The sequence below is a fragment of the Agromyces albus genome (assembly GCF_004134825.1).
GTDB lineage: Bacteria > Actinomycetota > Actinomycetes > Actinomycetales > Microbacteriaceae > Agromyces > Agromyces albus.
In genome coordinates, this window is sequence record NZ_SDPN01000019.1 from 40,389 (window position 1) to 54,595 (window position 14,207).

Genomic DNA, 14,207 nt, shown 5'->3' on the forward strand with positions numbered 1-14,207 from the left:
CGGCGAGCGGCGGCGTCGGTCTCGGCGACCGTCAGAGCTTCTCGATCGGCGCGATCTTGATCAGAAGCTTCTTCTGCCCCGCGGTGTCGAAGCTCACGTGCGCCACCTTCTTCGAGCCCTCGCCCGTGACCTGGGTGACCTTGCCCTCACCGAAGTCGGTGTGCCGGATGCGGTCGCCCGCCGCGAGGGTGAGGTCGCCGTTGTCGCGCACCGTGCCGGTGACGCGGTTGGCCCATTCGGTCTTGGGCTTCGCGGACTTCGTGACGCTGAAGCGTTCGAGGTCGCGGTCGCGCGTGCCCCACGCGCCGCCCTCGCGACGTGCGTTCAGCGCCCGCGGCTGGGTGCCGCCGCGCGACGTCGCCATGCCGGGTGACTGCCGCCAGTCGATGAGCCCTTCGGGGATCTCCTGCAGGTAGCGGCTCGGCATCGCGACCGCCACCTCGCCGAACTGGGCGCGGCTCATCGCGAGCGAGAGGTAGAGGCGCTTGCGCGCCCGCGTGATGCCGACGTAGAACAGGCGGCGCTCCTCGGCGGGGCCGCCGGGCTCGGAAGCCGACATCTGGTGCGGCAGCAGGCCCTCCTCGATGCCGGTGAGGAACACGGCGTGGTACTCGAGGCCCTTCGCGGTGTGCAGCGTCATGAGCGAGACGGTGCCCGACGCGTCGTCGAGCTCGTCGGCCGCGGCCACGAGCGAGACCTGCGTGAGGAAGTCGACGAGCGTGGCGTCGGGGTTCTCCCGGTCGAAGTCGCGCGTCTGTGCGACGAGCTCCTCGACGTTCTCGGCGCGGGTCTCGTCTTGCGGGTCGCGACTGTTGCGGAGCGTGTCGAGCAGGCCGGATCGCTCCATCAGGAACACGAGCACGTCGGAGACCTTCGCGGCGCCCGCGTTTGTGCCCGCGGCGAGCCCCTCGGCCGAGGGCACGAGCATCGCCGCCGCCTCGTCGAGCGTCGTGGCGAGGCCAGAGATCGCCCCCGTCACCTTGGGGCCGAGGCCGAGGCCGGATGCCGCGCGCATCGCCTGCCTGAACGAGATCTCGTTCTGCTCGGCGAAGCTCGCGAGGGCGGTCTCGGTGGCGGGCCCGATGCCGCGTTTCGGCGTGTTCAGGATGCGCCGCAGCGCGAGCTCGTCGAGCGGGTTCGCCACGGCGATGAGGTAGGCCATCGCGTCTTTGATCTCGGCGCGCTCGTAGAACTTCGTGCCGCCGACGACGCGATAGGGCAGCGCCGAGCGCACGAAGATCTCTTCGAGCGCTCGCGTCTGCGCGTTCGTGCGGTAGAACACGGCGATGTCGCGGTAGGCGACGCCCGACCGGTGCAACGACTCGATCTCGTCGGCCACGAACTGCGCCTCGTCGTGCGCCGTGTACCCCGTGTAGCCGGTGATCTTGTCACCGTCGCCGTCGGCGGTCCAGAGCTTCTTCTCTTTGCGGTCGAAGTTGTTCGAGATGACGGCATTGGCGGCCGAGAGGATGTTCTGCGTCGACCGGTAGTTCTGCTCGAGCAACACGACGCGGGCGCCGGGGAAGTCGCGCTCGAATTCCACGATGTTGCGGATGTCGGCGCCGCGGAACGCGTAGATCGACTGGTCGGAGTCGCCGACGACGGTGAGGCTCGCGCCGGGTATGCCGCCAGCGGCATCCGTCAGCGCCCGCACGTTGATGCCGTGCGACTCCATCTCGCGCACCCGCTCGGCCGGCACCGGCCGCGTGAACTCGCGGATGAGGGAGTACTGCGCGTGGTTCGTGTCTTGGTACTCGTCGACGAGGATGTGCCGGAAGCGCCGCTGGTAGAGCGCGGCGACCTTCGGGAAGGCACGGAAGAGGTAGACCGTCTCGGCGATGAGGTCGTCGAAGTCGAGCGCGCTGGCATCACGGAGGCGACGCGTGTACTGGCGGAAGATCTCGAGGAACATGACCTCTTGCGGGTCGTTCGTGTTCGCATTGCGCGCGTACGACTCGACGTCGGCGAGCTCGTTCTTGAGTTTCGAGATCTTCGCTTGCGCGCTCGCGGGGGTGAACCCGAGGGTGTCGGCGTCGAGCTCTTTGATGATGCGCTTCAGGATGGTGCGCTGGTCGGCCGAGTCGTAGATCGTGAACGTGCCCGAGAGGCCGATCGACTCGGCTTCGCGGCGCAGGATGCGCACGCACGCCGAGTGGAACGTGGAGATCCACATGCCGCTCGCGCCCTCGCCGAGCAGCGCCTCGACACGCTCGCGCATCTCGGCCGCGGCTTTGTTCGTGAAGGTGATCGCCAGGATCTGGCTCGGCCACGCCTCGCGGCTCTCGATGAGGCTCGCGATGCGGTGCGTGAGCACGCGGGTCTTGCCGGAGCCGGCGCCCGCGACGATGAGCAGCGCCGGGCCGCGGTACTCCACCGCTTCGCGTTGCTCGGGATTGAGCCCGTCGGTGAGGCGAGAACCGCCCGTGGTCACGCCGTGCGCGGGCGGCGCCTCGCGCCAGCCGGCCGGTTCGTCGGGGTCGAGGATCAGCGTCATGTCACCGTCAAGTCTAGGCGCGGCATCCGACACCCGGCCCCGCCTGCAGACGGCCAGCGGATGCCGCCGTGTAGGGCGCGACCGGCCGAAACTCGTGACTCGATGCCGAATCAGCCCGAAGCGGATGCCGCGAAGACGGCATCACGCGCCTCGACGCCGAGGTCGGGATGGTCGACGAAGATGCCGTCGACGCCCGTGCCGACGATGAGGGTGAACTCTCCGAGCCAGTCGCCGTAGGCGGCACGCGCCGTGCCGCGGCGGAACCCCTTGGAGAGGAAGCGGTTCTCGGGCCGGAGCGTCCACGTGAAGATCTCGAGGCCCGCGGAGTGCGCCGCGTCGACGAGCGCCGAGCCGACGAGCGGCAAGTGCGCTGCACGGCGATCGACGGGGGCGCCCGAGGCATCCGTCGCCGCAGCCGCAGCCCCTGCCGCAGCCCCCGGTTCGCCGATCAGGCGCGCCTTGTCGACGCTCACGCCGTCGACCCGGTCGGCGAGCCCGAGCAGCCCCGCCTCGGTGACGAAGTCGTCGTAGCGCGTCGCCCGCGTTCCATCGGCGAGCACGAGATCGTAGGGCGAGCCGGTCGCCTCGATGAGGAAGATCCGGGAACCACGGATGCCGCGCGCGCCGAGCCGGTCGAGCAGCCCGGGTTCGAACGACTCCATGATGAGCCGCTCATCGCCGCGACCCCAGCCGGCCTCCTCGAGCTCGGCCGCGAAGAGCTCGTCGAGCGGCAGGCCGAGCGCGTCGAAGTGGCTCGCGTGCTTGAACTCCGCGACCATGCGGATGAGGCGGCGCTGCTCGTCGGCCGCGGTGTCGATCAGCGCGAAGAGGTCGCGTAACCGGATGATCGGGTAGCGGTCGTTGAAGCTCGAGCTCGATTGGCGTATCGCGCCCAGGCGCTCGCGCGCTCGCATGGTCGACAGCTCGGCCCACGTGAAGTCCTCGGTGAACCAGCCGGTGAGGGGCTTGCCGTCGACCTCGCGGGTCGTGCGCTTCGCCGCGAACTCGGGTCGCTTCGCGACATCCGTCGTGCCCGAGATCTCGTTCTCGTGCCGCAGCACGAGCACACCGTCGCGCGTCGCGACGACGTCGGGTTCGACGGCGTCGGCGCCGAGCGCGAACGCGAGCTCGTAGGCCGATCTCGTGTGCTCGGGGCGGTAGCCCGGGGCGCCGCGGTGGCCGATCACGAGGGGCCGTTCCGCGCGGACGAGCTGCATGTGCCCCAGCGTAGCCACGCGGTCGCGGCATCCGCGGGAATCCGCCGGAAACTCAGGGCGTTGTCACTGATATCTCGGGTAAGTTGGATCTCGGCACGGATGCCGCATCCGGCCACCCGTCCCCCGCACCGACGCCAGCCGAAAGCAGAGGAACACCATGGCTCTCGACAATCCCGCCTTCAAGCGGAATTCCGCCTTCTCTTCGCAGGGAGCCGTCGCCGCCGCGCAAGACGTGTCCGCACAGCAGCTGCAGGAGATGTACAACCAGCCCGCGACGCTGCCCAACCGCGACCTCATGACGATCGAGACGACGCTCCAGAAGTCCGCCGCGAGCTTCGGCCTGCTCGTCGTGGGTGCCGCGCTCGGCTGGCTGACCGCCGAGTCGCTGCCGTTCCTGTGGATCGGCGCCGGCATCGTCGGGTTCGTGCTGGCCCTCGTCAACATCTTCAAGAAGGAGCCGTCTCCGGCGCTCGTTCTCGCCTACGCCGGCGTGCAGGGCGTCTTCGTCGGCGGCATCTCGGCCTGGTACGAGCTGGCCTTCGGCGGCGGCATCGTCTCGCAGGCCGTCATCGCGACGCTCGTCGTCGTGGGCGTGACGCTCGCGCTCTTCGCCTCGGGCAAGATCCGCGCCTCGAAGAAGGCGACGAAGATCTTCCTCGTCGCGATGATCGGCTACGCGGTGTTCTCGCTCGTGAACTTCGGACTTATGGCCTTCGGCGCCACCGACGACCCGTTTGGCCTGCGTTCGGTGCCGATCATGGGCATCCCGCTCGGCGTGATCCTCGGCGTCTTCGTCGTGATCATGGCGGCGTACTCGCTCGTGCTCGACTTCGACTTCATCCAGCAGGGCGTGCGCAACCGTGCCCCGCGCAAGTACGAGTGGACCGGCGTCTTCGGCATCATGGTCACCGTCATCTGGCTGTACCTCGAGATCCTCCGCATGCTCGCGATCATGCAGTCGAGCGACTGACCACTCGCGCACCTCGCTCCAACGTCGAAAGGCCGCCCTCGGGCGGCCTTTCGTGTTTCCCAGGCCCGGCCCCGTCACATTGACGCCGGACTTCCCTCTCCGCCCCGGATGTGGTCAAATCATCCTCGAGCCCACACCCGAGTTGCGTACAACGAAGCCGGGCGAACGACCCGAACCTCGCCCGGAGACCCTATTGCCCCCTCGCACCGACGCGCCTCGTCGAGCAGCGCTGTTCCTCGCTTCGAGCGGCCGTCGCTTGGCCGCAACCGTGATCGTGCTCATTCTTGCTGCGACGATCGGGATCCAGCCATCCGACGCGGCGTTCGCAGCGTCGGGATCGTCTGTGGTGGCCGGCATCGTTACCGGATCGGATGGCGCGCCCGCCATCGGGATCCGAGTGGAGGCCCGGGACGACGATGGCGGTTGGTTGCCCCCCGCCGACACCGACGAGTCTGGCGCCTACCGGTTCGAGAATATCGCGGCGAACCGGTACACACTCACCTTCACGTGCTGGAACACCTGCGTTGGAAACTACGTCGCGGAGTATTGGAACGACACACGGAGATTCGATTCCAAGGCATGGTTCGATGTAGGGGTCGGGGAGCGTGTGGACCTCGAGACGGAGTTGGAGCTCGCCGGGGAAATCTCCGGAGTCGTTCGGGGAGATGATGGCGCGACCCTTGAGGGGGTCAATGTGGACATCACGTCGGACACCGCCGGGGTGGTCCCGCCCCAAGACTTTGCCACCACCGACGCCGAGGGCAGATACCGGTTCCGGAATCTCCCCGAAGCCGGATATATCCTCAGGTTCGCCCCGCAGACAGCATTCGCGCACGAGTACTTCAGCGAATTCTGGAAGGACCAGGCCAACGCAGGCACGGCGGATGTCGTCCGGGTCACGGCGGGCGAGGCGGTCAGCGGCATCGATCCGGCACTCACCCCTGCCGCGTGGATCTCTGGTCGAGTCCTCAACGAGGACGGGATTCCGGCCGGTTGGGACGCGGATGTCAACATCTTCCTCTACCGGGTCACGGATGCAGGGACGTCCTGGGTCTGGACCGGATCCCTTGGCCACTACCCGCTCGGACCGGGGGAGTTCCGATTCGACGGTCTCACGTCCGGGACGTATGTGCTGAAAACGCGCGCTCTGGGCTGGGGTATCGCGGAGTGGTGGCAGGACAAGTCCGATCTGGCGTCGGCAGACCGGATCGTGCTCGACATGGGCGAGCGATTCGACACGACGATCGTCCTCGAGGACGGGCCCGTGAGCCTCACCGGTCCGCGGATCTCGGGGGTCGCGCGCGTGGGAGAGACGCTGACCGCCGCGGCATCCTCTCCCACGCCATCCGTGACCCTCGCCTACCAGTGGTTCGCTGATGACGTGCCGATCGACGGAGCGAATCAGCCGACGCACGCGCTCACCGCCGCGGATCTCGGCGCAGGCATCGCCGTCGAGGTCGCGGCTTCCGCGCCGGGCCGCACGTCCGTCACTCGCAGATCGAGTATGACCTCCGACGTGCAACCGGCCGTGCTGACTTCCGGGACACCGAGGATCATCGGTAGTGGTTTGGGCCTCGTCGGCTCCACCTTGACCGTCGATCCTGGCGTTTGGACCGACGGAACCGCACTCACGTATGAGTGGCGCGCCGACGGGGTCCCGATCGAGAGTGCGGATGACCCGAGCCTCCTCCTCACGCCATCCGAAGTCGACAAGCGAGTCTCGGTTGCGGTGACCGGGTCGAAGCCGGGATACGCCTCCGTGACGAAGGTCTCGAACTGGTTCGCCGTCAGCTTCGGTCCCACCGACCTGACGACCCCGGTCATCCTGGGGACGCCAGAAGTCGGGTCGACACTGACGGCTTCCGCCTCGTCGACGACGCCGGGAGTGAGTCTGTCCTACCACTGGCATGGGAACGGCCTCATGTCAGTCATCGGACAGGACCAGACGCTCGTGCTCACGGACGAACACGCTGGGTACGAGATGTCTGTGGAGGTCTTCGCCACAGCTCCGGGCTACCTCAACACACAGAAATCATCGAGCGCGACCTTACCCGTGAGATTCACTCCCCAAGACGATGTGACACGGCTGGCGGGCACCGACCGCTATGCGACCTCGGTCGCCATCTCGAAGTCGCAGTTCAATCCCGGGGTTCCCGTCGCGTTCGTCGCCAGCGGCGTGAACTTCCCCGACGCACTCGCCGGCGCACCGGTCGCCGGCATCAGCGGCGGCCCCATGCTCCTGACCGACCCCAACGGCCTACCCGACTCCGTCAGAGCCGAACTCGAACGCCTCCAGCCACAACGGATCGTGGTCCTCGGCGGGACCGCCACCGTCAGCTCCAGCGTCGAAGCCCAGCTCGACACCATCCGACCCGGCGCCATCACGCGACTCGCCGGTCCCGATCGCTATGCGACCTCCGTCGCCATCTCGGAGTCGCAGTTCGAGCCCGGCGTCCCCGTCGTGTTCATCGCCAGCGGCGCGAAATTCCCCGACGCCCTCGCCGGCGCACCGGTCGCCGGCATCACCGGCGGCCCCATGCTCCTGACCGACCCCAACGGCCTACCCGACTCCGTCAAAGCCGAACTCGAACGCCTCCAACCGAAACGCATCGTCATCCTCGGCGGCACCAGCACCATCAGCGACGCCGTCGAAGCACAACTCCAGGGCCTACAGCCCGGCGCCTTCACACGCCTCGCCGGTTCCGACCGGTACGAGACCTCGGCGCTCATCTCGGCGTCGCAATTCCAGCCCGGCGTCCCCGTCGTGTTCATCGCCAGCGGCGCGAAATTCCCCGACGCCCTCGCCGGCGCTCCGGTCGCCGGCATCACCGGCGGCCCCATGCTCCTGACCGACCCCAACGGCCTACCCGACGCCGTCAAAGCCGAACTCGAACGCCTCCAACCGAAACGCATCGTCATCCTCGGCGGCACCAGCACCGTCAGCGACGCCGTCGAAGCACGACTCGACGCCCTCTGGTGAGCTTGCCGCAAGCTACGAAAGGGCGCTGACCCCACGGCCAGCGCCCTTCAGCTCACTCCCACTCGATGGTGCCCGGCGGCTTCGACGTGACGTCGAGCACGACCCGGTTGACCTCGCGCACCTCGTTCGTGATGCGGTTCGAGATCTTCGCGAGCACGTCGTAGGGCAAGCGGGTCCAGTCGGCGGTCATCGCGTCTTCCGACGAGACGGGTCGCAGCACGATGGGGTGTCCGTAGGTGCGGCCGTCGCCCTGAACGCCCACGGAGCGCACGTCGGCGAGCAGCACGACGGGGCACTGCCAGATCTCCTGGTCGAGGCCGGCGGCGGTCAACTCTTGACGGGCGATCGCGTCGGCATCACGCAGGATCTCGAGGCGCTCACGGGTAACCTCGCCAACGATGCGGATCCCGAGGCCTGGCCCCGGAAACGGCTGGCGGCCCACGATCGCCTCGGGCAGGCCGAGCTCGCGACCGATCGCGCGCACCTCGTCTTTGAAGAGGGTGCGCAGCGGCTCGACGAGCTCGAACTGCAGGTCTTCGGGGAGGCCGCCGACGTTGTGGTGGCTCTTGATGTTCGCCGTGCCCGTGCCGCCGCCCGATTCGACCACGTCGGGATAGAGCGTGCCCTGCACGAGGAACCGGATCGGCTCGCCGTCGGCAGCGGCCTCGGCGACGAGGTCGCGCTCGGCCCGCTCGAACGCGCGGATGAACTCACGCCCGATGATCTTGCGCTTCTCTTCAGGGTCGCTCACCCCGGCGAGCGCGTCGAGGAAGGTGTCGACGGCGTCGATCGTGACGAGCCGGATCCCGGTGGCGGCGACGTAGTCGACCTCCACCTGGCGTCGCTCGTCTTTGCGCAGCAGCCCGTGGTCGACGAAGACGCACACGAGCTGGTCGCCGACGGCCTCGTGCACGATCGCCGCGGCGACCGCGGAGTCGACGCCGCCAGAGAGCCCCGCGATGACGCGCGCAGAGCCGACCTGCTCGCGGATGCGCGCGACCTGCTCGGCGATGACGTTGCCCGAGTTCCAGTCTGCGGGGATGCCCGCGGCGCGGTGCAGGAAGTTCTCGATGACGCGCTGGCCGAACTCGGAGTGCTTCACCTCGGGGTGCCACTGCACGCCGTAGAAGCCCTTCGCGTCGTTCGCGAACGCGGCGACCGGCGTCGTGGCCGTCGAGGCGAGCACCTCGAAGCCCTCGGGAGCGACCGCGACCGAGTCGCCGTGGCTCATCCAGACCGTCTGCGCCTGGGGCTGGCCGTCGAGCAGCTTGTTGCCGTCGTCGGTGCGCGCCGTGACGGCGGTGGAGCCGTACTCACGATGCCCGGTGTGGGCGACCTCGCCGCCGAGCTGCTGGGCCATCACCTGGAAGCCGTAACAGATGCCGAGCGTCGGCACCCCGAGCTTCAGGATGCCTTCGTCGAGGGCGGGCGCACCCTCTTCGTAGACCGACGACGGCCCGCCCGAGAGCACGATGCCGACGGGGTTCTTCGCGGCGACCTCTTCGGCGGTGATCGTGTGCGGCACGATCTCGGAGTAGACGGATGCCTCGCGCACGCGCCGCGCGATGAGCTGCGCGTATTGCGCGCCGAAGTCGACCACGAGCACCGGGCGCTGTTCAGTGGACTGCACGGTCTGCACGGGCTGCTCGGGCTGCTCGGTCTGCTCGGTCACTGCTGGGCCTCCACGGTGTCGGCGGTGCTGTCGGATGCGGGCTGCGCGCTCTCGTGCTCGCGGCGATCGAGGTATTCGCGCACCTCCCGGCCGTTGCGCACCTCGAGGAAGAACGAGAGGAAGGGGATGACGCCGCCGAGGGCGATGACGATGAATCGCACGAACGGCCAGCGCATGAGGCTCCAGAGCCGGAAGTCGCTGAAGAGGTAGACGACGTAGAACCAGCCGTGCACGATGAGGATGCCGGTCGAGAGGTTGACCGCCGTGACCGTGTCGCCCGGCACGAACGCGAGGAAGCCACGCTCGCCGCCGAGCTCGAGCTCGAGGCCGAACGCGTACTTCATGATCATCTCGGCGCACAGCGCGAGGAGCAGCACACCGGTGATGATCGAGGCGACCTGGTAGAAGCGGAGTGCTCCGCGGATGCGCGGCAGATCGGCGAGTTTCGGCTCGAGGGGCATGCGACCAGTCTACGGCGCGCGTTTCGGGGAAAGGCCCGAGAGCAAGCGGGCGAGGGTGTCGATCGCTGCATCGATCTCGCCGGCGGCATCCGTGGCCGTGGCGTTCGCGATCGCCACCTCGTTGAGCGCGCCCGAGATCATCGTGGTGACGGTGCCGAGGCGCTCCCCGCCGATCACCCCGGCCTCCGCGAGCTCGGCGACGCCCTCGTCGAGCAGGCGCACGCTCGTGTCGAGGTCGCCCTCGCGCCAGTCGTCCCAGCCGAGCACGGCCGGGCCGTCGACGAGGAGGATCCGCCGAACCTCCGGGGCGAGGCTCGCGTCGAGGAACGCGCGGCAGCCCGCGAGGAACGAATCGAGCGGAGCCTCGACTCCGGATGCCGCGACTTCGACGGCCTGGGCGACCTCACGCTGCGCGTGCTCGACGACGGCACGGAACAGACCGGACTTGCTGCCGAAGTGGTGGTAGAGCGCACCGCGGGTGAGGCCGGCCTCGGCGACGACGTCTTCGAGGGCGACCCCGGCGTAGCCGTGCTCGGCGAATCGGCGCGCGGCGATCTCGAGGATCGCGACGCGAGTGCGCTCGCGCTGCTCGGCCTTCGTGGGCATTCCTCTCCGATCCTCGTCGCCGGTGCAGCCAGTCAGCCACGCTGCCCCGGGGCCGCGGCTTCAATTGACATACACACTGTACGTCAGTGAGAATGCATACACACTGTATGTATCCCTGAGTGGATGATTCGAAGGAGCCTCCGTGAACCTCTACCCCGTGCTCGGCACCACGGATGTCGCCGGCAGCGCCCGGTTCTACCGCGAGCACTTCGGCTTCGAGCCGACGTTCGAGACGGACTGGTACGTGAGCCTGCGGCATCCGTCTCCCCCGCACGCCGAGCTCGCGCTGCTCGATGCAGCGCACGAGACGATTCCCGAGGGATACCGCACGCCGGCGCGCGGCGTGCTCGTGAACCTCGAGGTCGACGACGTCGATGCGATCGCCGCGCGACTCGAGTCGGCGGGCGTCGAGCTCGTGCAACCGCTTCGCGATGAGGCGTTCGGCCAGCGGCATCTCATCGTGCGAGACCCTGGCGGGGTGCTCGTCGACGTGATCACCGAGATCCCGCCTGCGCCCGAGTTCGCCGCCGCGTTCCACGCCGCAGCCGGGTGAGGCCGGCCGCCTATCGCGGCGCGTCGACGAGCTCGCGGGGAACGACGAACACGTCGACGAGCGCACCGTTGCGCCAGAGTGTCATCTCGACCTGCCGATCGATCGCGTCCTCGACCATGAGCTTCTGGATCGACGTCGAGGTCACGATGTCCTGACCGTCGAGCGAGACGACGATGTCGCCGCGGTGCACTCCGGCGAGCTCCGCCGGGCTGTCGGTGGCGACTCCCGCGACCTGCAGGCCCGTCGGCGAGCCGATGCGTGTCGCGAGCGACGGTTCGAGCTGCACCTGCATCCCCACGATGCCGAGCCAGGCCCTTCGCACGCGCCCGGTGCGCACGAGCGTCTCGATGATGCCGCGCGTGGCGAGGTTGATCGGCACGGCGAGGCCGAGGCCGATGCCGGCGACCGCGGTGTTCACGCCGACCATTCGCCCGTTGCCGTCGGCGAGCGCGCCGCCCGAGTTCCCGGGATTCAGCGCGGCATCCGTCTGGATCACCTCGTCGATCACCCGACCCGACGCCGTGGGCAGCGATCGCCCGAGGTTCGAGACGATACCGGCCGTCACACTGCCGGCGAGGCCGAGCGGGTTGCCCACCGCGACCACGAGCTGGCCGACGCGGAGCCCCGCTGCGTCGCCGAGCGTGAGGGGCGGCGGCACCGGTCCGCGAGCGCGCAGCACCGCGAGGTCGGAGAGCACGTCGCGGCCGACGACGTCGACCGTGACGGACGTGCCGTCGCCGAAGGTCGCCTCGGCCGATCTCGCCCCCACGACGACATGCGCGCTCGTGAGCAGGACGCCGTCGGCACTGATGACGCTCGCGCTCCCGGCGCCCTCGCCGCGAGCAGTGCGGACCGCGAGGCTCGCGACGCTCGGCAGCACTGAGCTCGCCACCGCGGTGACGACGGCCGAGTAGGCGTCGAGCGGATCTTCGATGGTCACAAGGGAATCATGACCCTCGCGAGGCGATGCGCACCCCGAGTTCGCCGCGAGCGGAAACCGGGTCAGCGGGCCGGAGTGCCGGTTTCCTTCGACGCCCGACCGGACGTCTCGCCGGCCTCGTCGGCCTCGTCGCGTTCCCGCTCCACGGCGTCGCGCACCAGGCGGTACCAGAGGAAGACCGCGAACCCGGCGAACACCACCCACTCCACGGCGTAGAAGATGTTCAGCCAGTTGAACTCCACGGCCAGCTCGGGCGGCGGCGAGACGATCGCCTCGAGCCCCGCGACGGGCTCGGCCGCCGTGACGTAGCCGAAGTACACGGGCCGGTCGTCGTAGTCGGCCCAGATGTTCACGAGTTGGGCGACCGCGACGGTCGTCATCGCGAACGGATCTCCGTCTTCGGGGGGAACGACGGGCGCCTCGCTCGGCAGGAACCGGCCCGTGATGGTGACCTCCGCGCCGGCGTCGGCTTCGAACCGCTCGGCGGCGGCCCGGGCGGTCGCCTCGTCGGCGACCCAGCCGAGCGCGACGGGGAGGCCCCCGGCTGCGCCATCCGTCACCTCGAGGTGTGCAACCGGCCAGAAGCCGGCCACGCCGTCGTTGAGCCGGCCCTCGACGATGACCGTGTCTCCGGGCACGACGACGCCCGTGACCTCGACCATCTGCGCCGTCGCCGCTTGCTCGGTCGGCACGTCGGGCTCGGCGACGCCGGCGAACGGCCGGACCTCCTCGGTCGGCCGCTCGATGACGACGGATGACTCGACGGCGCGTTGGAGCTGCCATTGGCCGAGCAGGGCGAAGCCCGCGGCGATGCCGAGGGCGAGCAGGAGCGCGAGCACCCACTTGGGGCGCACCATCATCCGGAACATCAGGCGCCGGGCCTCCCGGCGAGGCCCACGCCCTGATGCACCGCGCGGAACACAGTGGCGATGCCCTCGGGCGGGCCGACCGCCACGATGGTGTCGCCGGCGCGCACGACGAAGTCGCGGGCGGGCGACGGGTGCGCGTGATCGTCGCGCACGACCGCGACGATGGCGACGCCGGAGGCCACGGGCACCTCGCCGAGCGCGCGACCGGCGATCGCGTCGTCGGCGTCGACGCTCACCCAGTCGATCGGCACGCCCGGCAGTTCGTCGAGCTCGGTGATCGACTCCACGATGCGCGTGCCGCCGAGCAGCTCGGCGAGGGTGTGCGCCTCGTCTTCACGCAGCCGGATCGTCGACGCGGCCGTGTCGTCGTCGTCGCCGGCCGGGCGCGTGACGAGATCGCTCGAGCCCGTGCGGTGCGCGACGACGGCGAGTTCGACGCCGTCGGCATTCGTGAAGGAGTGCAATACCCCCACCCCGGGGAGGGTGACCCGGCGGACATCAACCATGGCGCGGACTCCTCGGTCTCGAGTGCGTCGCCCCAAGTCTATCCGCGCGTCGTCACTCCTCCTTCCCGATGCCAGTCAGGCCGCGAGCCGCGCGCCGCGCGCCGGCCGCCGGCTCACGAGCCGCCCGTGATCGGGACGACCTGCCCGGTGATCCCGGCGTTCGCAGCCGACGCCAGGAAGACGATCGGACGCGCGACCTCTCGAGCGTCGAGCAGCCGCTTGATCGGCGCGAGGGCGCTGTAGTGCTCCCCTTCGGCATCGGTGACGAATCCGTTCGTGTCCGTGCGGGTGAGCCCCAGCATGGCGACGTTCGACAGGATCTCGCCGCTCGCCCCGAGACTGAACGCCGCCGACCGGCTGAACCCGTGCAGGGCTGCCTTGGACGCGGCGTAGTACTCCGCGCCTGCAGCGCCGTCGCGCGCGAGGCTCGACGACAGGTGCACGATGCGTCCCCACCCGCTCGTGCGCATGACCGGCGTCACCGCACGCGTCAGCCGCACGGCGCCCTCGATGTTCACCTGCAGGGTCCGCGTCCACTGCGCGTCGAGGATCGTCTCGAACCCGTCGGCCGTCCAGTCGTCCTTTCCCCACATCACCGCGCTGTGCACGAGGACGTCGACCCGACCGGTCGAGCGCACCGCGGCGTCGACGAGCTCGTCCGCGGAATCCGGATCGCCCATGTCATAGCGCACGGCGCTCGCTCCGTCACCGAGCTCGCGCGCGAGCTCTTCGGCCTGCTCACGCCCGCTGCGGTAGCTCAGCACCAACCTCGCTCCCTCTGCAGCGAAGGCCCGGGCGACTTCGCGCCCGATCCCGCCCGATGCTCCGGTCACGATCACCGTTCGCCCCTGCACTCCGAGATCCATGCTCATTCCTCTCATTCGCGGCGGCCGAACGGCCGCCCATCGCCCACTCTCGGCTGCGGGGGCGGTGTGTGGG

At 69.3% G+C, this 14,207-nt stretch carries 12 protein-coding genes; 3 read left to right on the plus strand and 9 right to left on the minus strand.

Going from position 1 to position 14,207, the window contains the following annotated elements:
• Positions 1 to 31: 31 nt before the first annotated feature.
• Entirely contained in the window at positions 32 to 2,494 is a 2,463-nt protein-coding gene (locus ESP51_RS11440) for an ATP-dependent helicase (RefSeq protein ID WP_129521032.1), read from the minus strand.
• Between the two features lie 110 nt (positions 2,495 to 2,604).
• Complete coding sequence (locus tag ESP51_RS11445; protein ID WP_129521033.1) at positions 2,605 to 3,711, minus strand: glycerophosphodiester phosphodiesterase family protein; 1,107 nt, start codon at positions 3,709 to 3,711, stop codon at positions 2,605 to 2,607.
• Between the two features lie 157 nt (positions 3,712 to 3,868).
• On the opposite strand from ESP51_RS11445, the gene ESP51_RS11450 reads away from it, so the two are divergent.
• Positions 3,869 to 4,681, plus strand: a complete 813-nt coding sequence (locus ESP51_RS11450) for a Bax inhibitor-1/YccA family protein (RefSeq protein WP_129521034.1) — start codon at positions 3,869 to 3,871, stop codon at positions 4,679 to 4,681.
• A 607-nt stretch (positions 4,682 to 5,288) separates the two neighbouring features.
• On the plus strand, positions 5,289 to 7,661 hold the full coding sequence (locus tag ESP51_RS11455) for a cell wall-binding repeat-containing protein (protein ID WP_277871078.1): 2,373 nt from the start codon (positions 5,289 to 5,291) through the stop codon (positions 7,659 to 7,661).
• Positions 7,662 to 7,713: 52 nt separating this feature from the next.
• Here ESP51_RS11455 and guaA read toward each other — a convergent pair whose 3' ends face one another.
• From guaA to ESP51_RS11470, 3 genes are read right to left on the minus strand one after another with little or no spacing between them, the layout of a single operon-like run.
• Positions 7,714 to 9,333 (minus strand): glutamine-hydrolyzing GMP synthase, encoded by a 1,620-nt coding sequence (guaA, locus tag ESP51_RS11460; protein WP_422386843.1) that lies wholly within the window; start codon positions 9,331 to 9,333, stop codon positions 7,714 to 7,716.
• Positions 9,330 to 9,794 (minus strand): DUF3817 domain-containing protein, encoded by a 465-nt coding sequence (locus ESP51_RS11465; protein ID WP_129521036.1) that lies wholly within the window; start codon positions 9,792 to 9,794, stop codon positions 9,330 to 9,332. The genes guaA and ESP51_RS11465 overlap by 4 nt, the downstream gene beginning before the upstream one ends.
• A gap of 9 nt (positions 9,795 to 9,803) precedes the next feature.
• Complete coding sequence (locus ESP51_RS11470; protein WP_129521037.1) at positions 9,804 to 10,400, minus strand: TetR/AcrR family transcriptional regulator; 597 nt, start codon at positions 10,398 to 10,400, stop codon at positions 9,804 to 9,806.
• Positions 10,401 to 10,542: 142 nt separating this feature from the next.
• Between ESP51_RS11470 and ESP51_RS11475 the strand changes: the two genes are divergently transcribed.
• Positions 10,543 to 10,953 (plus strand): VOC family protein, encoded by a 411-nt coding sequence (locus ESP51_RS11475; protein ID WP_129521038.1) that lies wholly within the window; start codon positions 10,543 to 10,545, stop codon positions 10,951 to 10,953.
• Between the two features lie 10 nt (positions 10,954 to 10,963).
• Here the strand turns inward: ESP51_RS11475 and ESP51_RS11480 are convergent, their stop codons facing one another.
• From ESP51_RS11480 to ESP51_RS11495, 4 genes are all read right to left on the minus strand, one after another.
• The gene (locus tag ESP51_RS11480; RefSeq protein ID WP_129521039.1) at positions 10,964 to 11,893 is read right to left on the minus strand and encodes a S1C family serine protease; all 930 of its coding nucleotides are present in this window, start codon (positions 11,891 to 11,893) and stop codon (positions 10,964 to 10,966) included.
• A gap of 62 nt (positions 11,894 to 11,955) precedes the next feature.
• A complete protein-coding gene (locus ESP51_RS11485; protein WP_164990497.1) occupies positions 11,956 to 12,750 on the minus strand; it encodes an SURF1 family protein in 795 nt (264 codons plus the stop codon).
• Positions 12,751 to 12,761: 11 nt separating this feature from the next.
• A complete protein-coding gene (locus ESP51_RS11490) occupies positions 12,762 to 13,268 on the minus strand; it encodes a cation:proton antiporter regulatory subunit (protein WP_129521041.1) in 507 nt (168 codons plus the stop codon).
• Between the two features lie 113 nt (positions 13,269 to 13,381).
• On the minus strand, positions 13,382 to 14,134 hold the full coding sequence (locus ESP51_RS11495) for an SDR family NAD(P)-dependent oxidoreductase (RefSeq protein WP_164990498.1): 753 nt from the start codon (positions 14,132 to 14,134) through the stop codon (positions 13,382 to 13,384).
• Between the last annotated feature and the right edge of the window lie 73 nt (positions 14,135 to 14,207).